Origin of the sequence: Streptomyces sp. NPDC101393, from assembly GCF_044767385.1 — a bacterium.
Taxonomy (GTDB): Bacteria; Actinomycetota; Actinomycetes; order Streptomycetales; family Streptomycetaceae; genus Streptomyces.
The window spans coordinates 456625-480004 of record NZ_JBIWNU010000008.1; the positions used below are offsets into that span (position 1 = coordinate 456625).

Sequence of the window (23380 nt, forward strand, 5' to 3'; positions counted from 1 at the left end):
GCCCGCACGGTGGGGCGGGCGGCCCGGCCGCCTTGGGTAGGCTTTCGGGCATGGCCAGGCCCCACAAGCGCACCACCCTCCGCGAGGTGGCCGAGGCCACCGGACTCTCCACCGCAGCCGTCTCCTACGCGCTGCGCGGCAAGCACGTCTCCAAGGAGACCGAGGAGCGGGTGCGCAAGGCCGCCGCCGACCTCGGATACGAAGCCGACCCGATCGCCCGCGCCCTCGCCAGCGGCCGCACGAGCATGGTCGGTGTGCTGGCCGGTGACCTCCAGGACCTGTGGCAGCAGCAGCTGATGGCGGCGATAGGACGCGAGCTGCTGGCGGGCGACCGCTATGCGCTGATCCTCGACGCGGGCGGCGACCCCGCACGCGAACTCGCCCTCGCCAAGCAGCTGCGCGACCAGCGCGTGGACGGCCTGCTGGTGTCCCCCGTCGACCCGTCGGCCGAGGGCTGGGCGAAGATCGCCGACGCCGTGCCGGTGGTCTCCATCGGCGACGCGCTGAGCCGGGCCCGTACCGCCGGTGAGGTGCTCTTCGACAACCGCGCCGGCATCGACGCCGTCCTGGACTACCTGCGCGGCCTCGGCCACCGCCGCGTCACCGTCCTGACCCCCACCGGCCCCTCCACCCCCGACCGGCCCGCCGACGTGTACGTCCGCGAGGCCGCCGACCGCCTGGGCATCGACGTCGAGGTGCTGCCCTGCGCACAGGAGCTGGGCGAGGCGACGGCGGTCGCCCGGCGCGTCCTGGCCGGGGCGAGGGACGGACAGGGGCCCGGCGACGGGGCGCCGCACCCCACCCCCACCGCCGTCTTCTGCTTCTCCGACTCCATCGCCTACGGCGTCTACGCGGCGGCGGCCGAGGCCTCCCTCGTCATCGGCCGGGACCTGTCCGTGGTCGGCTTCGACGACCACCCCGTCTCCCGCGTCCTCACCCCGCCGCTGACCACCCTCGACTGGGGCCTCGCCGACATCGCGAAGGAGGCCGCCCGCCTGGCCGTCGCCGCCATCGAGGGCCGCCGGGTCCGGCGCAAGCGCATCCTGTGCGCGCCGCGGCTGTCGGAGCGGCGGTCGGCGTCGGCGGTACGGGGGTAGCGCCCGCCGGGCTCACCGGGCCTGCCGGGCCCGTCCCGCACCCGCTGCGGACCGGTCTCCGAAGGAGCAGACTGGTGCCGGAGGCTCCGGTACCTTCTACGCACGCGTGCCGGTGGTCGGCAGACGTCGGATGGGCGGTCCTCGATGAGTGCGATGCAGCGGTCCTCGGTGAGCGAAGTGGGCAACGCGCCGCGCAGCGGCACCGAGCAGAGGGGCGAACGGAGCGGCGAAGGGGACACGGAGTCCCCGGAGTTGGTGGACCGCCTCGAATCGCACCGCACCGAGCTCACCGGCTACTGCTACCGCATGCTCGGCTCCGCCTTCGAGGCCGAGGACGCCGTGCAGGAGACCATGGTGCGGGCCTGGCGCAGCCACGACCGCTTCGAGGGCCGGTCCTCGCTGCGCTCCTGGCTCTACCGCATCGCGACGAACGTCTGCCTCGACCTGCTCAAGGGCAGCAGCCGCCGGGCCCGGCCGATGGACCTCAGCGCCCCCTGGAGCGTCGAAACGCCGGTCGGCAACGGCCTGCCCGAGGCCACCTGGATCGGTCCGGTGCCCGACGAGCGGGTGCTGGCGGCCGCCGGGGACCCGGCCGAGGCGGCCGTCGCCCGGGAGTCGATCCGGCTGGCCTTCATCTCCGCCCTGCAGCGGCTCGCGCCCCGGCAGCGGGCGGTGCTCATCCTGCGGGAGGTGCTGGCCTGGCAGGCGAGCGAGGTCGCCGAGCTGCTCGGCAGCTCGGTCGCCTCGGTCAACAGCGCACTGCAACGCGCCCGCGCCACCCTCGCCGCCGACGGCGACACGCACGCCACGGCGGCGGCCGAGCCGCTGGACGAGGCGCAGCAGGCGCTGCTCGCCCGCTATGTCGACGCCTTCGAACGCTTCGACATGGAGGCGCTGACCGCGCTGCTGCACGAGGATTCGACGCTCTCCATGCCGCCGTACGAACTGTGGCTGCAGGGTCCTGACGACATCGTCAAGTGGATGCTCGGGCCGGGCCACGGCTGCGAGGGGTCGCGTCTGGTGCCCCTCACCGCGAACGGCCGCCCCGCGTTCGCGCAGTACCGCGCCGACGGCGAGCCCTGGGGGATCCAGGTCATCGAGATGGCGGGCGGCCGGATCACCGCGCTGAACCAATTCCTCGACACCGACCGGCTGTTCCCGCTGTTCGGGCTGCCGCTGCGGTACGAGGGCCAGGCCTGATACCGACGACAGGCCCTAGCGCTCGCCTTCCTGCGGATGCTCCAGGGGCAGCGCCTCCGCCAGGCCCGTGAGGGTCAGCAGGAGGCGGAGGGTTTCTGGGGCGTGGCGGAGCCGGATGCCGCGGCCGAGACGGTGGGCGGTGAGCTGCAGCCGCAGCAGGGCCTCGACGGCGGTGGCGCCCGGGGCGTCCAGGGCTGTGACGTCGCACAGCACCGTCGTCACGTACGGATGCTCGCGCAGGAGGCGGCGCAGCCGTGCGCACAGCGCGGGGATCTCGGCCGGGGAGAGCGGGGGCGGCAGGTGCCAGACGGCCGTGCGGGGGCCGGCCGGCGGCGGGGGGACCGCGGCCGGCTTTGGTGGCTCGTACGGAGTGGGCACGGTCGGCCTCCTGGGGTGGGCGTCGGCGCCGGACGCGCACGGCTCCCTGAGGGGGAGACCCTCCCGGGCGGGGAAAGTCATCGCGGTGCCGGCCGCTGTCCGTGCTCACCGCTCTGACCTCGGCGAACGGGAGCGTCGCGGGGAGAGGGCCGGGGACCGATGGGTTCCGGGTGGCGGCGCCGTCCAAAGGGTGAAGGGCTGCCGAGCCGGTGGCCGCCAGGGAAGGACCGGAGTCATGAGGAAGATCACCGCGGGGACGTTCCTGTCGCTGGACGGCATTGCCGGGGCCCCGGAGACCTGGCATTTCCCTTACTTCAACGACGAGATGGGGGCCGTCGTCCAGGCGCAGATGGCCGCCTCGGACACCATGCTGCTGGGCCGGCACACGTACGAGGCGTTCGCCGCCTACTGGCCGCAGAGCGAGGACGCGTTCGCCGGGCACATGAACAGCACGCCCAAGCTGGTGGTGTCCACGACCCTGGAGCGGGCGGAATGGCAGAACTCCACGGTGATCGGCGGGGACGACCCGCTGGCCGAACTCGCCCGCCTGAAGGAGAAGCCGGGCAAGAACCTGGCGGTCACCGGAAGTCTCACCCTGGTCCGGTCACTGCTGCGGGCCGGTCTGCTGGACGAGCTGCATCTGCTGGTGCACCCGGTCATCGTCGGCAGCGGTAAGCGGCTGTTCGCCGGGGACGGGCGGATCCCGCTGCGGCTCGCCGGGTCGACGACGCTGAGCACCGGAGTGCTCTCGCTCGTCTACACACCCGACGGTGCCTGAGCGGCGGCAGGCGAGGGCGGCCCGGTGGGTCCGCGCCCGCCTCACCCCAGCTTGTGCTTCTTCAGCCAGGCGTCGGCGACCCGGTCCGGGTCCTGCTTGTCCTTGTCGACCAGCCGGTTGAGCTCGGTGAGCTGGGACGTGGTGAGGGCGTTGCCCAGACGGGCGAGTGCCTTGCGGACCTTGGAGTCGGCCTTGCGGGAGGCGATCAGCGGAACGATGTGCTGGGCGGGGATGAGGTGCTTGGGGTCGGCGAGCTGCACCCAGCCGTTCTCGGCCGTGTCGACGTCGGTCGTGAAGACATTGGCGATGTCGATGTCGCCCTTCTTGAGCGCGCCCTTGACCAGCGGACCCGACGAGTCAAGCGCCTTGAACTCCTTGAATTCCACGCCGTACTGGTCCTTGAGGCCGACGACCCCGACGACCCGCTTCTTCATCTCGGCCGCCGCGCCGAACACCAGCTTGCCGTTGACCTTCCGCAGGTCGGCGAGTGACTTCAGGCCGTAGTGGTCGGCGGTCTCGCGGGTGACGGCGAACGAGTCGCGGTCCTCGGCCGCCGCGTACGGGAGGACTTCGAGGCCGTCGGGCAGCACGGCGGCCAGCGCGTTCTGCATCGCGCCCGCCTCGGTCTCGGTGGCCTTCTTGTCGAGGTAGAGCAGCAGGCTGCCCTGGTATTCGGGGAGCAGGTCGATGTCGCCGGAGCGCAGGGCGGGAACGACGATCTCGCGGGAGCCGAGGTTGGGCTTGACGGTGGTCTTGATGCCGGCGGCGTTCAGGACGCCCGCGTAGAGGTAGCCGAGGATCTGGTTCTCGGTGAAGTTGGCGGTGCCGATGGTCAGCCCGCCGCCGCTGCTACCGCTGTCACCGCCGGCGCCGTCCCCCTTGAGGGAGGTGATGCCGGAGGAACAGGCGGCCAGCACCGGGGCCGAGGCGCCGGCGAGCAGGGCGGTCAGGACGGTGCGACGGTTCATGGGTCGGGCTCCTTGGCGCGTACGGGGCAAGGTAGAGGTCCGGCGGGCTCTGCGGGGGCTCAGCGGGCGGTGGCCGGGCGGCCGCGGAAGAGCAGCCGCGTCAGGCCGCCCAGCGCGAGGTCGGCGGCGACGGCGAGCACGGCCACGAGGGCCGCGCCGCCCAGCACCTGCACCAGGTCGCGCTGCGCCAGGCCGTCGAAGACATAGCGGCCCAGACCGCCGAAGCTGACGTAGGCGGCGATGGTGGCGGTGGCGACGACCTGGACGGTCGCGAGCCGCACACCGGTCATGATCAGCGGGAGCGCGAGCGGGAGTTCGACCTGCCACAGGACCTGGTGGCCGCGCAGTCCGACGCCCTTGGCGGCGTCCTTGACCTCGGGGTCGACGGCGGCCATGCCCGCGTACGTATTGGTGATGATCACGGGCACGGCGAGCGCGACCAGCGAGACGTACACCGGCCAGACGCTCAGGCCGCCCGCGAGGAAGACCAGGGTGACCAGGCCGACGGTGGGCAGCGCCCGGCCGAAGGACGAGAGGTTGACGGCGAGGAAGGCGCCGCGCCCGGTGTGCCCGATGAGCAGGCCGATGGGCAGCGCGATCAGGGCTGCGGCGACGGTGGCGAGCACCGAGTACTCCAGGTGTTCCAGCACGCGGGCGGCGATGCCCTCGGGTCCGGACCACTGGGCCGGGCTGGTCAGCCAGGAGGCGAGGTTCTTCAGGAGTTCGAGCATCGGCGCGTCACGCTGCCTTCCGCCACTTGAAGGTGCGCTGCCGGGGACCGCCCCGCCGCCAGGGGGTGCACAGCCACTGGACGGTGACCAGCAGGGCGTCGGCGACCAGGGCGAGCAGCAGGGTCAGGGCCACTCCGGCGATCACCGGGGTGGGGTAGTTGCGCTGGAAGCCGTCGGTGAAGAGCTGGCCGAGGCCGCCGTAGCCGATGTAACTCGCCACGCTGACGAGGGAGATGGACATGACGGTGGCGACCCGGACGCCCGCCATGATCACCGGGAGGGCGAGCGGCAGCTCGACGGTGAGCAGGGTGCGCAGCGGGCGCGTCCCCATGGCCGCCGAGGCCTCGCGCGCCTTGGCGGGCACCGCGTCCAGCCCCTCGACGGTGTTCCGTACGAGCACGACCAGGGTGTACGCGGTCAGGCCGACGATCGCGGTGGTGCGGGTCAGTCCGGTGAGCGGCAGCAGCAGGACGAAGAAGGCGAGGGAGGGGATGGTGTAGAGGATGTTGGACGCGCCGAGGACGAAGCCGCGCAGCGGCCGGACGCGATGCGCGAGGACCGCGAGCGGCAGCGCGATCAGCAGGCCCAGGAGGACGGCGGGCACGGCGGTCGCGAGGTGGTCGGCGGTGAGCCGTGCCATCTCGCCGGTGTGGTCGGGGAACCAGCCCCATTCGATCGTCATACGGGGCGCTCCGCCGGGGCGGCGGTCTTCTGGAGCGAGGCGGGGGAGGGGGCCTCGGCCGGGTCGCCGCCGGGGCTCTCCGGTGCGGCCCTGCGTCCGGCTTCGGCGTGGCTGCGGCCCGCCCGGTCGTGGACGGCGTCGCGCGAGGTGACACCGGTCAGGACGCCGTCGGCGTCGACCCGGGCGACCGCGCCGGCCGGTGAGGAGACCGCTTCGTTGAGCGCCGAGAGCAGCGAGTCGCCGTCGCGCAGCGGGCGTACGGCCTCCAGGGCAGCCTCGCCGGCGGTGCCACCGGACGGCAGCGCGTCGGTGTCCAGCCAGCCCTGCGGTTCGCCGCGCGGGGAGGTCACCAGGCGCCAGCGGCTGCCGCCCGGGGATATCGCGCCGACCGGTTCGTCCGCGCGTATCGCGGCGCCCGGTGCGTAGGGCACATCGGCGAGGGTGGTCAGCGAGAGCAGCTTGAGGCCGCGCTCGGCGCCCAGGAAGTCGGCGACGAAATCGTCGGCGGGGCGGGCCAGCAGCTCGGCGGGCTCGGCGCACTGGACGAGGTGGCCGCCGGTGCGGAAGACCGCGATCCGGTCACCGAGACGGACCGCCTCGTCGATGTCGTGGGTGACGAAGACGACGGTCTTGCGCAGCTCCTCCTGGAGGCGCAGCAGCTCGTTCTGCAGTTGGGTGCGGACGACCGGGTCGACGGCGCCGAACGGCTCGTCCATCAGCAGCACCGGCGGGTCGGCGGCGAGCGCGCGGGCGACGCCCACGCGCTGCTGCTGACCGCCGGACAGCTGGTGCGGGTAGCGCTTGCCGGAGTCCGAGGGCAGCCCGACCAGCTCCAGGAGCTCGGCGGCGCGGGCGCGGGCCTTGCGGCGGCCCCAGCCCAGCAGCAGCGGCACCGTCGCGATGTTGTCGAGGATGGTGCGGTGCGGGAAGAGCCCCGACTGCTGGATGACGTAGCCGATGCCGCGGCGCAGCTCGGCGGCGTCCGCCTCCAGGATGTCGCGGCCGGCCACGCTGATCGTCCCGGAGGTCGGGTCGACCATCCGGTTGACCATCCGCAGGGTGGTCGTCTTACCGCATCCGGAGGATCCGACGAGGACGGTGACGCCGCCCTCGGGGAGATCCAGCGAAAGATCGTCCACAGCGGTGGTGCCGTTCGGGTACCGCTTGGTGACTGCGTCGAACTTGATCATCTGCTGCCCCTTGCCCGGCCTGCATATGGTCATGCAGAGTGTTAGGTGGGTGAATAGAAGTCAATAGGCCGGTGTAAAACGCCTGTTACTTCGGCTCACGGTACGGAACCAGGTGTCGGACTTCCATCCACAAAGCGCGTTATAAGAGGGAGTTGAGCCCCTTGGGATCCCACATGCTGGACGCCGGTCAGCGGACCGGCCGGCGCATCGCACTCGACGGCACCGGCCTGCGCACGGCGGACGTCACCGCCCTCGCCGAACGCACCGCACGTCCCGCGGCCCCCGAACCCAAGGCCCTCGCCCTCGCCGAGGACTCCTGGAACACCGCCCGCCGCCTCGCCGCCACCGGCCGGGTCTACGGGCGGAGCACCGGCGTCGGCGCCAACCGCACCGAGGACGTCGGGCTCGGCGACGCCGAACACGGACTGCGCCTGCTGCGCAGCCACGCCGGCGCGATCGGCGACCCGCTGCCGGCCCGCGAGGTCCGCGCCATGCTCGTCGTCCGCGCCAACCAGCTGCTGGCGGGCGGCGCCGGCCTCCACCCCGCCGTCATCACCTCCCTCCTCGCCGCCCTGGACTCGGGCGCACGCCCCGTCGTCAACGAATTCGGCGCGGTCGGCACCGGCGACCTCGCCGCCCTCGCACAGACCGGCCTGGCGCTGGCCGGCGAACACCCCTGGCAGCTCGCCCCCGGCGGCCACGCCCCCGCCCCCATCGCCCTCGACAGCAACGACGCCCTCGCGCTGATCAGCAGCAACGCCCTCACCCTCGGCCAGTCCGCGCTCGCCCTCGACGAACTGCGCCGGCTGCTCGCCGCTTCGCTGCCCGTCGCCGCGCTCTCCCTCCTCGCCGTCGGCGGCTCGTACGAACCCTTCGCCGAGCCCGTCATGCGCGCCCGCCCGCACCCCGGATCGGCGGCCGCCGCCCGGCGCATGCGCGCCCTGTGCGGCGTCCCGCCGCTGCCCGCGCCACCGCTCGGCCGCATCCAGGACCCGTACGGCTTCCGCTGCATCCCGCAGATCCACGGCCCCGCACTGGACGCCGCCGACACCCTGGACGACGTACTGACGGTGGAGCTGAACGCCGCCGCCGAGAACCCCCTCATCAGCGTCGAGCACCAAGCCGCCTACCACCACGGCAACTTCTACGCCGCACACACCGTGCTCGCCCTGGACAGCTTCCGGCTCGCCGTCATGCAGACCGCCCGGCTCTCCACCGCCCGCCTCGCCGCCCTCTCCGAACCCGACTTCACCCGGCTGCGGCCCTTCCTCGGCGACGCGGCCCCGGCCAGCTCCGGCGTGATGATCCTCGAATACGCGGCCGGCGCCGCCCTCGGCGAGATGCGCGAGGTCTCCCATCCGTCCTCGCTCGGCCACGCCGTGCTCTCCCGCGGCGTCGAGGAACAGGCCAGCTTCGCCTCCCTCGGCGCCCGCCAGACGCTGCGCGCCTGCACCCACTACCGCCACGTCCTGGCCTGCGAACTCGTCGCCGCCGTCAGGGCGTTGCGGATGCGCTCCCTCGAACCCGAGCCGGGCCTCCCGGTGGCCGCCGCCTACGACCTCGCCGCCGCCGCCCTCGACCCGCGCATGGAGGACCGCCCGCTGACGGACGACGTGGCGGTCGCGGCGGGGCTGCTGGACCGGCTGGCGGAGCTGTGAGCCCGGGGCCGGTGGTCCGTCCGGGCGGGGATCGTTCCGTAGAGTCGGTCAGCCGGTCGGGTCGGCCGGCGCACGAGAGGGGCCCCGCGCGGGGCCGGGAAGAAGAGGCGATGAGCGGGGACGGGGACAACGGCGGCGGCGCGGCCGATCAGGTACCGGCACGGACGGCGCGGGGCGAGGCGGCACCACCCGCGGACGTCTCCCCAGGCGCCTCCACCGGGCCCGCCACCCGCCTCCAGGCCCTCTTCGAGGGGCACCGGCTGACACCCACTCAGCGCCGCATCGCCCACTGCATGGTGCGGCGGGCCGCCGACGCGCCCTTCCTCTCCAGCGTCGAGCTGGCCGAACTCGCCGGCGTCAGCCAGCCGTCCGTCACCCGCTTCGCGGTCGCCCTCGGCTTCGACGGCTACCCGGCGCTCCGCCGCCACCTGCGCGAGGTCGCGCCCGCCGAGACACCGGGCGACACCGGCACGTACAACGAGTACCAGCAGGCCGTCCATGCGGAGATCGACAACCTTCGCCACCTCGCCGCCGCCCTCGCCGACCCGGCCCCCGTGGTCCGGGCCGGGCGTCTCTTCGCCGGCTCCCGCCCGCTCCCGGTCCTCGGCCTGCGCGCCGCGACCGCCCAGGCCGCCGGCTTCGTCTACTTCGCCCGCAAGGTCCACCCCGACGTCCGCCTCCTCGACGAGGGCGGCACCATGCTCACCGACCGCATCGACGCCTGCGTACGCGCCGGCGCCACCACGCTCCTCTGCTTCGCCCTGCCCCGCCACCCACGCGAGGTCCTGGACGCCCTGGAGTACGCCCGCGCCGCCGGCCTCACCGTCGTCACCGTCGCCGACAGCGCCTTCGCACCGGTCGCCCACCACACCGATCTGCTCCTCCCCGCCCCCGTAGGCACCGGCCTGGCCTTCGACACCGCCTGCGCCCCCATGCTGCTGGGCCGCGTCCTCCTGGAGGCGATGTGCGACGCCCTCCCGGACGCCCAGGCCCGCCTGGAGGAATTCGACACACGGGCGTCGGCGCGGGGGTTGTTCGTGGAGTGAGGGGAGGGCTGGGGCGTCCTCGGTGTGCCGGCGCTCGGTGGCCGGTGAACTCCCGTGTCCCTGAGCTGACTTCCCGGTGGCCACCCCTCTCAGCGGTTTCCCGTGGCTTGCGCCGTCGATCGCCCGTTGCGGTTGCCGTTGCCGTTGCCGTTGCCGTTGCCGTCGCCCGGCGGTGCGGCTCGGGCTGAGCGAGGTCGCCACCCTCGACCGCCGTCGCCCACTGCGGCCGGTACCTCGCCGCCGGTACTTCTCACCCGTCGGTACTTCTCCGTGGCCGGCACCGCTCCGTGGCCGGCACCTCCTCGTCGGCACGCAGCCGTCCGCCCGGAGCGCATCACGTCACGAAGCGCTGCTCCCCTGGACGGCTCTGAACGGCTCTGGACGGCCTGAACGGCCCTGAACGGCGAACGGCCGCAACGGCGCACGCCCCCCGGCCGCTACCCCAGGGCGTCCAGCGCGGCGGTATGGGCCGCGCCGCTTTCCTCCGTGAGCTCCTCAAGTGTCTGCGGGGTGCGGATGGTGGCGAAGCGGACGGTGCCGTCGGGGTCGGTCCGGTAGCCGTAAATGCCGGGCCGGGGGAGGGAGTTGTAGGCGAAATGGGTGGAGAAGTAGTAGGCGCCGGTGTCCAGCAGAGCCGTGTGGTCGCCGGCTTCCAGGAGGGGAAGCGGACGGTTCTCGGCGACCAGGTCACCTGCGAAGCAGCACGGGCCCGCGATGTCCTGGGCGACCGGGGCGCCGCTCTTGGGCCGGCCCTCGGCGTCGTAGGCGGCGACCCGGATCGGCCAGGCGTCGGGGACGAAGACCGTACGGGTGGCGACCTGGGCGCCCGCGTGGGTGACCGCGATGGGCCGGCCGCCGGCCGACTTCGCGTATTCGACGCGGGCGACGATCGCACCGTGCTTGGCCAGCAGCGAGCGGCCGAACTCGGTGACCAGGCCGTACCGCCCGGAGAACAGCCCGGGGACCGTCTCGCTGAGGAGCTCGGCGTAGGCGCGGTAGGTGGGGGTGGTGTCGTCCGAGGAGAAGTTGACGGGCAGTCCGCCGCCGATGTCGAGGGTGGTGATCTGGTCCCGGCCGGCCTTCTCGTTGATCTCCTCGGCGAGCGTGAACAGCGCCCGTACGCCCTCGGCCATCAGCTCCAGCGGCATGCCCTGCGACCCGACGTGGGCGTGCAGCCGGGTCAGCCAGGGGCGGGCGAGGTAGGACTGGACGACCCACTCACGGGCACCCTCGTCGCGCAGCGCCACACCGAACTTCGAGGTGTCGGTGGCGGTGCTCATCGCCCCGATGGTGCCGCCGCCGATCTGCGGATTGACCCGCAGGCCGATGGGCGCGGTGGTCGGCGCCGAGGCGATCAGCCCGTCGATACGGGCCAGCTCCTCGGGATTGTCGGCGTTCACCGCGATACCGAGGGCCAGCGCCTCGCGCAGCTCGGCGTGCGTCTTGGCGGGGGAGTCCAGGACGGTACGGGCGATCGGCACCCCGGCGGCGCGCGCCAGCGCCAGCTCGCCGGGGCTGGCCACCTCGCAGCCGAGGCCCACTTGACTGAGCAGCCGCAGCACCGGCACGAGCGAGGCGGCCTTCACGGCGAAGGCGTGCAGGACCGGGGTGCCGGGGGCGGCGAACTCCTCGAAGGCGGCATGCAGCCCGGCCGCCGAACGCCGGATGCCGGCGATGTCGAGCAGCCCCGCAACGGGCTCGGCGGGGCTGATCAGGCCCTGCGCTACGGCTGCCTGTACGGCGTGGTCTCGGTCCGTGAGGGTCATGGGCCAACTTCATCACCCGACGGGGGCGCGGCGCCATCGGATGCCGGTCGGTGCGCCGGGGCTCCCGCCGTCCGGCCTCCCCTCCCACCACCTCCGGGCCCCTCCCAACCCCTCCGGGCCCTCTCGGCCCACCCGGGCCCATTCAGCTCATCCGGGCCCCGCTCTGTGCGGCCTTGCGGTGGCGTTCGGTGAGGCGGGAGCCGGACTCGCGACGGGCGGCGCGGCGGAGCAGAGGGACGGCGAGGAGGAAACCGAGCACCGCCCAGGCGGTCAGCACCAGCGCGACCACCGGCAGCTCCCAGGACCCGGCCGGTTCCGCGGCGCGTGCGGCGTCCGGCAGGAGCGCCGAGCGCAGCCCCTGCGCCATCCACTTGAGCGGGAAGACCGCGGCCACCTTCTGGACCACGACGGGCAGCGCGGTGATCGGGAACACCGCCCCGGAGGTCACCAGCAGCCCCATCGTCGGCAGCATGATCAGTGCCAGCGCCTCGCGGGGGTTGGGGAGTACGGCACCGAGGGCCGCGCCCAGCGGGACGACGGCCAGCAGCCCGAGCGCGGTGACCCACAGCAGCGTCAGCCAGCCGCCGGGCCCGTGCGGCAGCGGCCCGTCCACCAGCAGCGCGGCGGCCCCCAGCAGGACGGCGAGGGTGGCTGCCGCCAGCACGACCACCAGCACCGACTTGGCGACGAGATAGGCCGGTATGCCGCCGGGCGTGGCACGCAGCCGCAGCAGGGCGCCCTCTTCCCGTTCGGTCACCAGGATCTGCGGGAGGTTGACGAGGCCGATCTGGAACAGCAGATACGCGGCGAAACCGGCCAGCGTCAGATGGGCCATCGGGATGTGGGTGCCGGGCACGTCCTTGGTGACGTATCCGGCCACCAGGAGCGCCACGACGACATTGACGAGGTGGCCGCTGAGTTCCTTGGGATTGCGGACGAGATGGCTCAGCTCGATACGGCCACGCAGCAGACCGGCGCGCCAGTAGCGGCGGACGGGGCGGGCCGGGCGGACGGGACGGGCGGGCCGGACGGGGTGTGCCTGAGTGGTCGTCATGCGGAGCGCTCCTCGCCGTCGTCCTCGCTGTGCACCATGTGCAGATAGGTGTCCTCCAGCGTCGGGCGCCGGACCTCCAGGTCGGCGATCGGCCCCTGGGCGTCGCGGTGGAGGTCCCAGACCAGCTGGGAGGGGTGCTCGGTGCGCTCGCGCCGGGCCGTGCCATCGGTCGCCGTCCAGCGGACCTCGGCCTGCGCGGCGGCCCGGCGGGCGAGTTCGGCGGGCGTGCCGCAGGCCCGGATCCGGCCGTTGACCAGCATCGCTATCCGGTCCGCGAGCCGCTCGGCCTCGATCAGGTCATGGGTGGTGAGCAGGACGGTGACGCCGTCGTCGCGGGCGAGGCGTTCGACCAGGACGTGGAAGTCGTGCCGCGCCTCCGGGTCGAAACCCGTGGTCGGCTCGTCCAGGAAGAGGAGCTCGGGGCGGCCGACGATGCCGAGCGCGACGTCCAGGCGGCGGCGCTGTCCGCCGGACAGTTGGTCGACCCGCCGGCCGGCCTGGTCGGTGAGGCCGACCAGGGCCAGCAGCTCGGCCGGATCGCGCGGGTCGGGGTAGTAGGTGGCGAAGTGCGTCAGCAGCTCGGCGACCCGCCAGCGGCGGTGGTCGCGCCAGGACTGCAGGACCAGGCCGATCCGGCCGCGCCAGGCGTCGTCGGCGTGCGCCGGGTCTGCGCCGAGCACCCGGACGTCCCCGGCGGAGCGCTGCCGGAAGCCCTCCAGGATCTCGACGGTGGTGGTCTTCCCGGCGCCGTTGGGCCCGAGCAGCGCGAAGACCTCGCCGCGGCGGATGTCGAGATCGATGCCGTGCAGGACGTCGACGCTGCCGTACGTCATGCGCAGGCCGCCGGCCCGGACGACGACCGGCGGGCCGGCGGGCGAGGCGGGTGGCGGGTGCGCCGCGGTGGGGGTGCGCGCCGCGGTGGGCGGGAGCGCCGTGGCCATGGCCGAGGCCGCCGGGTCTGCCGAGGCCGCCGGCGCTGGGGCCGTGGCGGTCACAGGGACGGTCGGCGGGGCGGTGGGCGCGGTCGGCACGGTGGGTGGCGTGGTGGTCGGGTCGCCGGACGTCATCGGCCCGCCTCCGCGCGGGGCAGCCGGCGATCCCCGGCCGGTCCGCTCCCGGACCGCGCGGTTGACCGGCTCCCGGACTCCGACGCCGGGTCGGTCCCGGGCCGCGCGGCCGGGCCCGCGCCCTCGACGATGGCCCGGAGGGCGGCCACATGGCCCTCGAAGGCGGTCCGGCCGCGGTCCGTCAGCCGGACCTTCGTACGGCGCTTGCGGCCGCCGCCCTCCTTGCGGATCTCCAGATATCCGGCCTCCTCCAGGGTGTGCAGCTGCTTGGAGAGCGCGGAGTCGCTGAGCGAGAGGCTGTCGCGGATGAACGGGAAGTCCGCCCATTCGGCGGCGGCGAGCAGCGCCACCACCGACAGCCTGGTGGAGGGGTGGATGAGTTCGTCGAAGCCGGTCGGGGTGCTCATCGGCGGTCCGCCCCCTCGGACGCCGCATCGGCGCCGCGACCGCGCAGCGAGCCGATCGCCCAGCGGTTGGCGGGGCCGACGAGGAGGATGAAGGAGCCCGCCGAGACGGTCGCCTGGATCAGGCTGCCGTACGGCATGTCCAGGGACCTGACCAGCCACCCGGACAGCAGGATGACCGCGCAGGTCACCACCATTCCTGCGACGAACGTGACGAACGACCGCCAGGTGTGGCGCGAGCGGTGCAGCCGGATGCGGCTGCGGCGGTTGTGGACCACGGCCAGCGAGCCGAGCACCGCGATATACACCCCGAGCGTCAACCAGGAGGCCCAGTCGGGGAGTCGCAGGCCCCAGCTGGCGATGTAGAGCCACATCAGGGACGCGGTGGCGTACGTCGCGCCGGGGCTGCCGGACGCGCAGCGCTCGATCTCGTCGTACACCCGCTCCTGCGGCACCCGGATGCGCTGCAGATCCCTCCAGGCCTGTTCGGCATCCACCGGTGTGCTCATGCCCATCGCCTCCCCAGGACGGTCCGTTTACTTGCCTACTGGGAAAGTTACCGCCAACTTTCCCAGTGGGCAAGTCTGGGGGCGGGGGAGTTGGGCGCGGCTGCTGTGCGGCTGCTGCGTGGCGGCCGTGCGGAGCGAAGTGGTCGCCCTGCGGAGCGCCGTGGGGATGGCCGATATGTGCCGTGCGCCCAGGCCGGGCGGCTCCCCCTGTTGACTAGCCATATTCAGCAAAGTAACTATGTGAATAGCTCGATCCATGCGACTCGATCCGTCCGGTTCGAATCCATTCGACGTCAGGGAGGCAGGGCCCATGTCGGGACCGCGACCCGTGCGGGCACCGCGCGGTACGGAACTCAGTGCTCGGGGCTGGCAGCAGGAAGCCGCGCTGCGGATGCTGCAGAACAACCTCGACCCCGAGGTGGCCGAGCACCCGGACAAGCTCGTCGTCTACGGCGGCACCGGCAAAGCCGCCCGTGACTGGCGTTCGTTCGACGCGATGGTGCGCACCCTGACCACGCTCAAGCAGGACGAGACGATGCTCGTCCAGTCCGGCAGGCCGGTCGGCGTGATGCAGACCCACGAGTGGGCGCCGCGGGTGCTGATCGCCAACTCCAACCTCGTCGGCGACTGGGCCAACTGGGAGGAGTTCCGGCGCCTGGAGGCCCTCGGGCTGACCATGTACGGCCAGATGACGGCCGGATCGTGGATCTACATCGGGACGCAGGGGATCCTGCAGGGCACGTACGAGACGTTCGCGGCCGTCGCGGCGAAGAAGTTCGGCGGCACGCTCGCCGGGACGATCACGCTCACCGCGGGGCTCGGCGGCATGGGCGGCGCCCAGCCGCTCGCCGTCACCATGAACGACGGCGTCGCGATCTGTATCGACGTCGACCCGCGGGCCATCGAGCGGCGGATCGAGCACCGCTATCTGGACGTGCGGGCGGACAGCCTCCAGCACGCCCTCCAGCTCGCCACGGAAGCCCGCGACCAGCGCAAACCGCTCTCCATCGGATTGCTCGGCAATGCCGCCGAACTGCTCCCGCGGATGCTCGCCGAGGGCGCGCCGATCGACATCGTCACCGACCAGACCAGCGCCCACGACCCGCTGGCCTACCTGCCCGCCGGCATCGACTTCGACGACATGGCCGCCTACGCCGCCGAGAAGCCCGCCGACTTCACCCAGCGGGCGCGCGAGTCGATGGCCGCGCACGTCGAGGCCATGGTCGGCTTCATGGACGCCGGTGCCGAGGTCTTCGACTACGGCAACTCCATCCGCGGCGAGGCCCAGCTCGCCGGATACGCGCGTGCCTTCGCCTTCCCCGGCTTCGTGCCCGCCTACATCCGGCCACTCTTCGCCGAGGGGAAGGGCCCGTTCCGCTGGGCGGCGCTGTCCGGCGACGCCCGGGACATCGCGGCCACCGACAAGGCGATGCTGGACCTCTTCCCGCAGAACGAGTCGCTGGCCCGCTGGATCAAACTCGCCGGTGAGCGGGTCCACTTCCAGGGCCTGCCCGCCCGTATCTGCTGGCTCGGCTATGGCGAGCGCGACAAGGCCGGCGAGCGGTTCAACGAGATGGTCGCCGACGGCACCCTGCGCGCCCCGCTCGCCATCGGCCGCGACCACCTCGACTGCGGCTCCGTGGCCTCGCCCTACCGCGAGACCGAGGCGATGAAGGACGGCTCGGACGCGATCGCCGACTGGCCGCTGCTCAACGCCATGGTCAACGTCGCCTCCGGCGCCTCCTGGGTCTCGATCCACCACGGCGGCGGCGTCGGCATGGGCCGCTCGATCCACGCCGGGCAGGTCACCGTCGCCGACGGCACCCCGCTGGCCGGCGAGAAGATCCGCCGGGTGCTCACCAACGACCCGGGGATGGGCGTCATCCGCCACGTCGACGCCGGCTACGAGCGCGCCGACGAGGTCGCCGACGAGCGCGGCGTCCGCATCCCGATGCGTGAGGGCGGGACCGCCGGCGAGGCCGGCCGCGGCGAGAGCGAGGGCGCGTGACCTCCTCGTTCCACGAGATGTGGCAGCAGCTGCGGCCGATCGGCCGCGACTCCTCCTCCGGGGGCTACCGGCGCTTCGCCTGGACCGCCGCCGACACCGACTGCCGGGCGTGGTTCCGGGCCCAGGCCGAGGCCCGTGGGCTCTCCTACGAGCTGGACCGCAACGGCAACCAGTGGGCCTGGCTCGGGGCCACGACCTACGAGGACGTGGCCGACGGCGACGCCGTGGTCACCGGCTCCCACCTGGACTCCGTGCCGGACGGCGGCGCCTTCGACGGGCCGCTGGGCGTGGTCTCCTCCTTCGCCGCCCTGGACGAACTCCGCAGCAGAGGCGCGGAGTTCGGCAAGCCGCTGGCGATCGTCAACTTCGGCGACGAGGAAGGCGCCCGCTTCGGCCTGGCCTGCGTCGGCTCCCGGCTCGCCGCCGGGGCGCTCACCGGCGACGCGGCACGCCTGCTGCGCGACGGTGACGGCATCACCCTCCCGCAGGCGATGGATAACGCCGGATACGACCCCGAGGGCATCGGCCCGGACCCCGGACGGCTCGCGAAGATCGGCGCGTTCGTCGAACTGCACGTCGAGCAGGGCCGCGCCCTCGACCTCTCCGGCGACCCCCTCGGCATCGCCTCCGCCATCTGGCCGCACGGCCGCTGGCGGTTCGACTTCCACGGCGAGGCCAACCACGCCGGCACCACCCGGCTCGAAGACCGCCGTGACCCGATGCTCACCTACGCCGCGACGGTCCTCGCCGCCCGCGAACAGGCCCGCCTGGCAGGCGCCCTGGCCACCTTCGGGAAGATCAGCGTCGAGCCGAACGGCGTCAACGCGATCCCCTCGCTGGTGCGCGGCTGGCTGGACTCCCGCGCCGCCGACCAGGACACCCTGGACACCGTGATCACCGGGATCGAGCGGGCGGCCGCCGAACGCGCCGCCCGCGACGGGGTGGACCTGAGCGTCGTACGGGAATCCTTCACCCCCGTCGTGGACTTCCAGCACGCCCTGCGGGACGAACTGGGCGCCATCCTCGGCAAGGGCGCGGAGCGCGCGCTGCCCGTCCTCGGCACCGGCGCCGGACACGACGCCGGTATTTTGTCCGGAACCGTCCCCACCGCCATGCTGTTCGTGCGCAACCCCACCGGCGTCTCGCACTCGCCCGCGGAAGCGGCGGACGAGGACGACTGCGTCGCCGGGGTGACCGCACTCGCCGACGTACTGGAGGGGCTGGCGTGCACCTGAGCCCGCAGGAAGCAGCGACGACGCACCGGCGGACGGCATCGGCCACCTACTGGCTCGAACACGCCTGGCTCGGCACCCACGTCGAACCGGGCGTCACCGTCGACGTCGCGGATGGCCGGATCACGGCCGTCCGCACCGGGACCGAGGCCCCGCCGCCCGGCGCCGTCGCGCTGCGCGGCCTGACCCTCCCCGGCCTCGCCAACGCCCACAGCCACGCCTTCCACCGGGCGCTGCGCGGCACCGTCCAGGTCGGCTCCGGCACCTTCTGGACCTGGCGCGAGGTCATGTACAACGTCGCCGACCAGCTGACGCCGGACAGCTACTACGCCCTCGCCCGCGCCGTCTACGCCGAGATGGCGCTGGCCGGCATCACCTGCGTCGGGGAATTCCACTACCTCCACCACGCGCCCGGCGGCACCCGCTACGACAACCCCAACGCGATGGGCGAAGCCCTCATCGCGGCGGCCGCCGACGCCGGAATCCGCATCACCCTCCTCGACACCGCCTACCTCTCCGCCGGCTTCGGGACGCCGCCCAACCACCACCAACTGCGCTTCTCCGACGGCACCGCCGAGGAATGGGCCCAGCGCGCCGACGCCCTCAAGGCCGCCGGTGAGCACGCCCGCATCGGCGCCGCCATCCACTCCGTACGAGCCGTCCCCGCGGACCAGCTGAGCACCGTCGCCGACTGGACCCGCGCCCGGCAGGCCCCGCTGCACGTCCACCTCTCCGAGCAGACCGCCGAGAACGACGCCTGCCGCGACGCCCACGGCTGCACCCCGACCCGGCTGCTGGCCGACCACGGCGCGCTGGACCGCCGCACCACCGCCGTGCACGCCACCCACCTCACGCCCGAGGACATCGGGCTGCTCGGGGGCGCCGGGACCGGGGTCTGCATGTGCCCGACCACCGAACGCGACCTCGCCGACGGCATCGGCCCGGCCGCCCTGCTCCAGTCCCACGGCAGCCCGCTGTCGCTCGGCAGCGACAGCCACGCCGTCATCGACCTGCTCGAAGAGGCCCGCGCCATGGAGCTCGACGAGCGACTGCGCACCCGCACCCGCGGACACTGGACGGCCGCCGCCCTGCTGCGCGCCGCCACCGCCGACGGCCATGCCGCCCTGGGCTGGGACGACGCGGGCACCATCGAGAGCGGCGCGCTCGCCGACCTCACCACGATCGCGCTGGACTCCGTACGCACCGCCGGGCCGCTGCCCCGGCTCGGCGCCGAGACGGCCGTATTCGCCGCCTCCGCAGCGGATGTGCGGCACACGGTGGTCGGCGGCCGGCAGATCGTCCGGGACGGGGTCCACACGCTGGTCCCCGACGTCCCCACCGCACTCGCCGCATCCATCGCCGCCGTACGCGCCTGACGCGATACGCCCGCCCGCCGCCCGCCCCGCGCACGCCCCGCCCGAAGCCGCTCAAGGAGAACACCCCCGCGATGACGACGACCCCCGCGCCGACCACCGCCATCACCCACATCTCCCAACTGGTCACCAACGACCCCTCCCTCGGTGAAGGCCCCCTCGGTCTGATCCAGGACGCGGCGGTCGTCATCGACGGCGACCGCATCGCCTGGGTCGGTGAATCCAGCAAAGCACCCGCCACTGACAACGCCGTCGACGCCGAGGGCCGCGCCGGCATCCCCGGTTTCGTCGACTCGCACTCCCACCTGGTCTTCGGCGGCGACCGCACCGCGGAGTTCAACGCCCGGATGTCCGGCCGCTCCTACTCCGCGGGCGGCATCCGCACCACCGTCGCCGCCACCCGCGAGGCCACCGACGACGCCCTGCACGCCAACGTCGCCCGCTACCTCGCCGAGGCACTCCGGCAGGGCACCACCACCCAGGAGACCAAGTCCGGCTACGGCCTGACCGTCGAGCACGAGGCCCGCGCGCTGCGCATCGCCGCCGCGCACACCGACGAGGTCACCTACCTCGGCGCCCACATCGTCTCGCCCGACTACGCCGACGACCCGGCCGGCTACGTCGACCTCGTCACCGGCCCGATGCTGGACGCCTGCGCCCCGCACGCCCGTTGGGTCGATGTGTTCTGCGAGAAGGGCGCCTTCGACGGCGACCAGGCGCGCGCCATCCTCACCGCGGGCAAGGCCAAGGGTCTGCACCCGCGGGTGCACGCCAACCAGCTCGGCCACGGCCCCGGCGTCCAGCTCGCCGTCGAACTCGACGCGGCGTCCGCCGACCACTGCACCCACCTCACCCCCGCGGACATCGACGCGCTGGCGCACTCCGACACCGTCGCGACCCTGCTGCCCGGCGCCGAGTTCTCCACCCGCGCCCAGTGGCCCGACGCCCGGCTGCTGCTCGACGCCGGCGCCACCGTCGCACTGTCCACCGACTGCAACCCCGGCTCGTCCTTCACCAGTTCCATGCCGTTCTGCATCGCGCTGGCCGTCCGCGACATGGGGATGACTCCCGACGAGGCCCTCTGGTCGGCCACCGAGGGCGGCGCCCGCGCCCTGCGCCGCACCGACGTCGGCCGCATCACCCCCGGCGCCCGCGCCGACCTCGCCCTCCTGGACGCGCCCTCACACGTCCACCTCGCCTACCGTCCGGGCGTCCCGCTCGTATCGGACGTGTGGCACAAGGGAGTTCGCGTCTGACCGACCGGCCGGGGCGACCGACAGGGCGTCCCGGCACCTTGGCCGCGACGCCCTGTCGGAGCCGTCCGGCACGATGAGTCAGGGCCGTTCTCGGCGGCGCCGTGACCGGACGGCGTGCCGGACGGATCCGGCACGCACACATGCCCGCTCCCGGCCGCCGAGCCGGTCACGCCCTCCGGTGGGCGGTAGCGGGCGGCGGCGGGACGGCCGGTGGGCGCACGGGGCCCGCATCGGGCCGACAGCCGAGGCCGGCCCTCCCCGCCGCCCCCGGGGCCACGCATCGCATCACGGCGAGCCGCATCCGCACTCCCGAAGCCGGCACCTCACGCCCGAACAGCAGCGTGACGTGCAGTGATCTCCTAGCGATCAGCGCGGAGTCGGGTGACGAGAGGGCAGGGCGGCTTCCAGGAGCCGGCGCCCTTGCAGGCCCACCGCCCCTGCCACCCCAGCAGAGGAGGGCCCGTCCCGACGTATATCCGGGGCAGGCCCTCCTCTGCGCGGGCGGCTGACGGTCCGTGGACTGCCAGTGACCGCGACCGGTCACTCGTCGATCATCAGCCCCTTGCGGAGCCGCACCAGCGTGCGCGAGAGCAGCCGGGAGACGTGCATCTGCGAGATGTTCAGCTCCTCGCCGATCTCGGACTGCGTCATGTTGGCGACGAACCGCAGCGAGAGGATCTTGCGATCACGCGGCGGGAGTTCGGCGATCAGCGGCTTGAGCGACTCGACGTACTCGATGCCTTCGAGGCCGTGATCTTCATAGCCGATGCGGTCCGCCAGCGCGCCTTCGCTGTCGTCCTCCTCGGGCTGGGCGTCCAGCGAGCTCGCGGTGTACGCGTTGCTCGCGGCCATCCCCTCGACGACCTCGTCATTGGTGATGCCGAGGCGCTCGGCCAGCTCCTTGACCGTGGGTGCGCGGTCAAGCTTCTGCGCCAGTTCGTCGCCCGCCTTGGCGAGGTCCAGGCGGAGTTCCTGCAGACGCCTCGGTACGCGCACCGACCAGCTGGTGTCACGGAAGAAGCGCTTGATCTCGCCGACGATGGTCGGCATCGCGAACGTCGGGAACTCGACGCCACGGCTCAGTTCGAAGCGGTCGATCGCCTTGATCAGGCCGATGGTGCCGACCTGGACGATGTCCTCCATGGGTTCGCTGCGGGAGCGGAACCGGGAGGCCGCGAACTTCACCAGGGCGAGGTTGAGCTCGACCAGGGTGTTGCGGACGTACGCGTATTCGTGAGTGCCTTCTTCGAGCGTTTCGAGCCGCTCGAAGAGGGTCTTGGACAGCGCCCGCGCGTCAACCGGACCCACCTCGTCGAACGGCGGGATCTCGGGCAGATCATCGATCTCAGGGATTCCTGCCGCGTCTGATTCGGCAGGGATCGACTGGGAAGGGATGAGCCCGGTCGGGTCGGACGGGGGTGTCGACGACACGTGCTGCCGGGTGTCTTCGGTGCGCAGTTCGTCGAGCCGGGGTGACATGGTGTCCTCCATCGTTCTCGGCATATGGCTGCCGATGCCTCTACATGAAGCTGCGGTGTGCGGCGCCTCCAAAGCCCGCCGTTTCGAATGTGTCAGCTCTACGCCTACCTGGCTTTGCCTGAAGATGGCAAGTGTGGGTTGTCCGTATTTCGGGATATATGGCGATTGTTCGGCTACCCGTGCGCCTGTCGAAGGCGTATTGTTCGACGAGCGCAGTCGTAAGCACATCAGTCGTCGAGACAGCAGAGGGGTGCGCACGCATGGACCGTGGGACGGTCGGCAGTGCAAGCCGGGGCCGGCTTCATGTCGAGATCCGGCATCACGGTGCGAGCGCGGTCGTGACCGCTGCGGGTGAGCTCGATCACCATACGGCGGACTTGTTGCGCGAGTCACTGGAAGGCTGCGTGGACGACGGCTACGCACGCCTCGTGATGGATTGCTCACCCCTTGAGTTCATGGACTCCACCGGACTCAATGTGTTGCTCGGCGCCCGCTTGAAGGCGGAGGCCGCGGGGGGCGGAGTTCATCTGGCGGGGATGCAGCCGGTGGTGGCCCGGGTCTTCGAGATCACCGGTGCGGACGCGGTCTTCACGGTGCACGACTCTCTCGACGCGGCTTTGTCCGACTGACGTGACGCGGGTGTCCGGAAGGTTGCATTCCGGGTACGTAGTCCGTGTCACAACTTCCGTACCCAAGAAGTGGGTGTTCTCACGGTCCGGTCGGGCAGGAGACATCTGAATCCGTTGAATCAGTCAGGTATCTGTTGTCCGTGAAAAGGCGAATCGGTGAGGTGAAGCGCTGATGAGCACCACCCGGCCGTTCCCGCCGGGCGATCTCGGCCCTGAGTCGGCCCCCCACAGCCTGAACGGCATGGGAGGTGCCCCCACCGCCAGTGCTCCCGCCGCCGTCCCGGCCGCCACCGCACCGGCAGGCCAGGTCCGCCGGCTTCGGTTGGCGGACACCCGAGGGTCCGTGGCACGCGCCCGCGACTTTGCCCGCCAGTCCCTGCACGACTGGGGCTGGCTGCCGGCTGCGAACGCCGACCAGCGCGCCGCGGCGGAGGATGCGCTCCTCGTCGTCTCCGAGCTCGTCACCAACGCCTGCCTGCACGCCGAAGGGCCGGAGGAGCTGCGGCTGCGCTGCGCTGCCAAGGTGCTGCGGCTGGAGGTCAGCGACCTCGGCGCGGGCTCACCGGCCCCGCGCAGCCCGCACCGTCCGGGCCGCCCCGGTGGACACGGCATGTTCATCGTGCAGCGGCTGTGCCTGGACTGGGGTGTCGTACGCAATCCGGACGGCACCGGCAAGACCGTCTGGGCGGAACTCGCCGCTCCGTCCTGAGCGGCGGAGCAGGAGCGAAGAGGTGAGCGCGGGCCTACGGGCCCGCGCTTTGTCATGCGCGGCGTGAATGTCGCCCGCCGCCGCGATCCGCGCTGCACTGTGCCTTCCCTCGACAAGGTCCCCGGCGTACTTTGGGCGCCAAATCTGATGTGCCGTCAGTAATATC

General features: G+C 72.8%; 22 protein-coding genes. 11 read left to right on the plus strand and 11 right to left on the minus strand.

The features are described 5' to 3' along the window. The first annotated feature begins 50 nt into the window (after positions 1 to 50). Positions 51 to 1097, plus strand: coding sequence for a LacI family DNA-binding transcriptional regulator (locus tag ACIRQ7_RS26835; protein WP_401472988.1), 1047 nt, complete (start codon positions 51 to 53; stop codon positions 1095 to 1097). 144 nt (positions 1098 to 1241) lie between these two features. Then, positions 1242 to 2297 carry a sigma-70 family RNA polymerase sigma factor gene (locus ACIRQ7_RS26840; RefSeq protein ID WP_404265235.1) on the plus strand — a complete coding sequence of 352 codons (1056 nt, stop codon included), beginning with the start codon at positions 1242 to 1244 and terminating at the stop codon, positions 2295 to 2297. 15 nt (positions 2298 to 2312) lie between these two features. Here ACIRQ7_RS26840 and ACIRQ7_RS26845 read toward each other — a convergent pair whose 3' ends face one another. Continuing rightward, positions 2313 to 2675, minus strand: coding sequence for an STAS domain-containing protein (locus ACIRQ7_RS26845; protein WP_404265236.1), 363 nt, complete (start codon positions 2673 to 2675; stop codon positions 2313 to 2315). Positions 2676 to 2910: 235 nt separating this feature from the next. Here ACIRQ7_RS26845 and ACIRQ7_RS26850 point away from each other — a divergent pair, with 235 nt between their 5' ends. After that, positions 2911 to 3453, plus strand: coding sequence for a dihydrofolate reductase family protein (locus ACIRQ7_RS26850; RefSeq protein WP_404265237.1), 543 nt, complete (start codon positions 2911 to 2913; stop codon positions 3451 to 3453). Positions 3454 to 3494: 41 nt separating this feature from the next. Here the strand turns inward: ACIRQ7_RS26850 and ACIRQ7_RS26855 are convergent, their stop codons facing one another. The 4 genes from ACIRQ7_RS26855 to ACIRQ7_RS26870 are packed head-to-tail and all read right to left on the minus strand — an operon-like array spanning position 3495 to position 7024. Beyond that, entirely contained in the window at positions 3495 to 4421 is a 927-nt protein-coding gene (locus tag ACIRQ7_RS26855; RefSeq protein ID WP_404265238.1) for an ABC transporter substrate-binding protein, read from the minus strand. Between the two features lie 59 nt (positions 4422 to 4480). Further along, on the minus strand, positions 4481 to 5152 hold the full coding sequence (locus ACIRQ7_RS26860; RefSeq protein WP_404265239.1) for an ABC transporter permease: 672 nt from the start codon (positions 5150 to 5152) through the stop codon (positions 4481 to 4483). A gap of 7 nt (positions 5153 to 5159) precedes the next feature. Continuing rightward, a complete protein-coding gene (locus ACIRQ7_RS26865) occupies positions 5160 to 5834 on the minus strand; it encodes an ABC transporter permease (protein WP_404265240.1) in 675 nt (224 codons plus the stop codon). Then, entirely contained in the window at positions 5831 to 7024 is a 1194-nt protein-coding gene (locus ACIRQ7_RS26870; protein WP_404265241.1) for an ABC transporter ATP-binding protein, read from the minus strand. The genes ACIRQ7_RS26865 and ACIRQ7_RS26870 overlap by 4 nt, the downstream gene beginning before the upstream one ends. Before the next feature lie 173 nt (positions 7025 to 7197). Between ACIRQ7_RS26870 and ACIRQ7_RS26875 the strand changes: the two genes are divergently transcribed. Both ACIRQ7_RS26875 and ACIRQ7_RS26880 read left to right on the plus strand, forming a co-directional pair. Further along, positions 7198 to 8682, plus strand: a complete 1485-nt coding sequence (locus tag ACIRQ7_RS26875) for an aromatic amino acid ammonia-lyase (protein WP_404265303.1) — start codon at positions 7198 to 7200, stop codon at positions 8680 to 8682. A 110-nt stretch (positions 8683 to 8792) separates the two neighbouring features. Next, a complete protein-coding gene (locus ACIRQ7_RS26880) occupies positions 8793 to 9728 on the plus strand; it encodes a MurR/RpiR family transcriptional regulator (RefSeq protein ID WP_404265242.1) in 936 nt (311 codons plus the stop codon). A gap of 437 nt (positions 9729 to 10165) precedes the next feature. Here ACIRQ7_RS26880 and ACIRQ7_RS26885 read toward each other — a convergent pair whose 3' ends face one another. From ACIRQ7_RS26885 to ACIRQ7_RS26905, 5 genes are all read right to left on the minus strand, one after another. Then, positions 10166 to 11494, minus strand: coding sequence for a diaminopimelate decarboxylase (locus ACIRQ7_RS26885; RefSeq protein ID WP_404265243.1), 1329 nt, complete (start codon positions 11492 to 11494; stop codon positions 10166 to 10168). Between the two features lie 142 nt (positions 11495 to 11636). After that, positions 11637 to 12548: an ABC transporter permease gene (locus ACIRQ7_RS26890; RefSeq protein ID WP_404265244.1), complete on the minus strand. Its 912-nt coding sequence runs from the start codon at positions 12546 to 12548 to the stop codon at positions 11637 to 11639. Further along, positions 12545 to 13489, minus strand: a complete 945-nt coding sequence (locus ACIRQ7_RS26895) for an ABC transporter ATP-binding protein (protein ID WP_404265304.1) — start codon at positions 13487 to 13489, stop codon at positions 12545 to 12547. Before ACIRQ7_RS26895 ends, ACIRQ7_RS26890 begins: the two co-directional genes overlap by 4 nt. A gap of 122 nt (positions 13490 to 13611) precedes the next feature. Continuing rightward, positions 13612 to 14022 (minus strand): transcriptional regulator, encoded by a 411-nt coding sequence (locus ACIRQ7_RS26900; protein ID WP_404265245.1) that lies wholly within the window; start codon positions 14020 to 14022, stop codon positions 13612 to 13614. Next, positions 14019 to 14528, minus strand: a complete 510-nt coding sequence (locus ACIRQ7_RS26905; RefSeq protein ID WP_404265246.1) for a hypothetical protein — start codon at positions 14526 to 14528, stop codon at positions 14019 to 14021. The genes ACIRQ7_RS26900 and ACIRQ7_RS26905 overlap by 4 nt, the downstream gene beginning before the upstream one ends. 310 nt (positions 14529 to 14838) lie before the next feature. On the opposite strand from ACIRQ7_RS26905, the gene hutU reads away from it, so the two are divergent. From hutU to hutI, 4 genes are all read left to right on the plus strand, one after another. Beyond that, the gene (gene hutU / locus ACIRQ7_RS26910) at positions 14839 to 16536 is read left to right on the plus strand and encodes a urocanate hydratase (protein WP_404265247.1); all 1698 of its coding nucleotides are present in this window, start codon (positions 14839 to 14841) and stop codon (positions 16534 to 16536) included. Next, positions 16533 to 17771: an allantoate amidohydrolase gene (locus ACIRQ7_RS26915; protein WP_404265248.1), complete on the plus strand. Its 1239-nt coding sequence runs from the start codon at positions 16533 to 16535 to the stop codon at positions 17769 to 17771. The genes hutU and ACIRQ7_RS26915 overlap by 4 nt, the downstream gene beginning before the upstream one ends. Further along, a complete protein-coding gene (locus tag ACIRQ7_RS26920; protein WP_404265249.1) occupies positions 17762 to 19144 on the plus strand; it encodes a formimidoylglutamate deiminase in 1383 nt (460 codons plus the stop codon). The genes ACIRQ7_RS26915 and ACIRQ7_RS26920 overlap by 10 nt, the downstream gene beginning before the upstream one ends. A 71-nt stretch (positions 19145 to 19215) precedes the next feature. Further along, on the plus strand, positions 19216 to 20397 hold the full coding sequence (hutI, locus tag ACIRQ7_RS26925) for an imidazolonepropionase (protein WP_404265250.1): 1182 nt from the start codon (positions 19216 to 19218) through the stop codon (positions 20395 to 20397). Positions 20398 to 20937: 540 nt separating this feature from the next. On the opposite strand, the gene ACIRQ7_RS26930 is transcribed toward hutI, so the two are convergent. Next, on the minus strand, positions 20938 to 21888 hold the full coding sequence (locus tag ACIRQ7_RS26930; protein WP_404265251.1) for an RNA polymerase sigma factor SigF: 951 nt from the start codon (positions 21886 to 21888) through the stop codon (positions 20938 to 20940). A 248-nt stretch (positions 21889 to 22136) separates the two neighbouring features. Between ACIRQ7_RS26930 and ACIRQ7_RS26935 the strand changes: the two genes are divergently transcribed. Together ACIRQ7_RS26935 and ACIRQ7_RS26940 are read left to right on the plus strand one after the other, a co-directional pair. Further along, entirely contained in the window at positions 22137 to 22505 is a 369-nt protein-coding gene (locus ACIRQ7_RS26935) for an STAS domain-containing protein (RefSeq protein WP_404265252.1), read from the plus strand. A 172-nt stretch (positions 22506 to 22677) separates the two neighbouring features. Further along, positions 22678 to 23214, plus strand: a complete 537-nt coding sequence (locus ACIRQ7_RS26940; protein ID WP_401473044.1) for an ATP-binding protein — start codon at positions 22678 to 22680, stop codon at positions 23212 to 23214. Positions 23215 to 23380 lie beyond the last annotated feature (166 nt).

Excerpts from the sequence above, each read along its gene's own strand:
- ACIRQ7_RS26835 (WP_401472988.1), top strand. The coding sequence starts at position 51 with ATGGCCAGGCCCCACAAGCGCACCACCCTCCGCGAGGTGGCCGAGGCC.
- ACIRQ7_RS26840 (WP_404265235.1), top strand. The coding sequence starts at position 1,242 with ATGAGTGCGATGCAGCGGTCCTCGGTGAGCGAAGTGGGCAACGCGCCG.
- ACIRQ7_RS26850 (WP_404265237.1), top strand. The coding sequence starts at position 2,911 with ATGAGGAAGATCACCGCGGGGACGTTCCTGTCGCTGGACGGCATTGCC.
- ACIRQ7_RS26855 (WP_404265238.1), bottom strand. The coding sequence starts at position 4,421 with ATGAACCGTCGCACCGTCCTGACCGCCCTGCTCGCCGGCGCCTCGGCC.
- ACIRQ7_RS26860 (WP_404265239.1), bottom strand. The coding sequence starts at position 5,152 with ATGCTCGAACTCCTGAAGAACCTCGCCTCCTGGCTGACCAGCCCGGCC.
- ACIRQ7_RS26865 (WP_404265240.1), bottom strand. The coding sequence starts at position 5,834 with ATGACGATCGAATGGGGCTGGTTCCCCGACCACACCGGCGAGATGGCA.
- ACIRQ7_RS26870 (WP_404265241.1), bottom strand. The coding sequence starts at position 7,024 with ATGATCAAGTTCGACGCAGTCACCAAGCGGTACCCGAACGGCACCACC.
- ACIRQ7_RS26875 (WP_404265303.1), top strand. The coding sequence starts at position 7,198 with ATGCTGGACGCCGGTCAGCGGACCGGCCGGCGCATCGCACTCGACGGC.
- ACIRQ7_RS26880 (WP_404265242.1), top strand. The coding sequence starts at position 8,793 with ATGAGCGGGGACGGGGACAACGGCGGCGGCGCGGCCGATCAGGTACCG.
- ACIRQ7_RS26885 (WP_404265243.1), bottom strand. The coding sequence starts at position 11,494 with ATGACCCTCACGGACCGAGACCACGCCGTACAGGCAGCCGTAGCGCAG.
- ACIRQ7_RS26890 (WP_404265244.1), bottom strand. The coding sequence starts at position 12,548 with ATGACGACCACTCAGGCACACCCCGTCCGGCCCGCCCGTCCCGTCCGC.
- ACIRQ7_RS26895 (WP_404265304.1), bottom strand. The coding sequence starts at position 13,489 with ATGGCCACGGCGCTCCCGCCCACCGCGGCGCGCACCCCCACCGCGGCG.
- ACIRQ7_RS26900 (WP_404265245.1), bottom strand. The coding sequence starts at position 14,022 with ATGAGCACCCCGACCGGCTTCGACGAACTCATCCACCCCTCCACCAGG.
- ACIRQ7_RS26905 (WP_404265246.1), bottom strand. The coding sequence starts at position 14,528 with ATGAGCACACCGGTGGATGCCGAACAGGCCTGGAGGGATCTGCAGCGC.
- hutU (WP_404265247.1), top strand. The coding sequence starts at position 14,839 with ATGTCGGGACCGCGACCCGTGCGGGCACCGCGCGGTACGGAACTCAGT.
- hutI (WP_404265250.1), top strand. The coding sequence starts at position 19,216 with ATGACGACGACCCCCGCGCCGACCACCGCCATCACCCACATCTCCCAA.
- ACIRQ7_RS26930 (WP_404265251.1), bottom strand. The coding sequence starts at position 21,888 with ATGGAGGACACCATGTCACCCCGGCTCGACGAACTGCGCACCGAAGAC.
- ACIRQ7_RS26935 (WP_404265252.1), top strand. The coding sequence starts at position 22,137 with ATGGACCGTGGGACGGTCGGCAGTGCAAGCCGGGGCCGGCTTCATGTC.
- ACIRQ7_RS26940 (WP_401473044.1), top strand. The coding sequence starts at position 22,678 with ATGAGCACCACCCGGCCGTTCCCGCCGGGCGATCTCGGCCCTGAGTCG.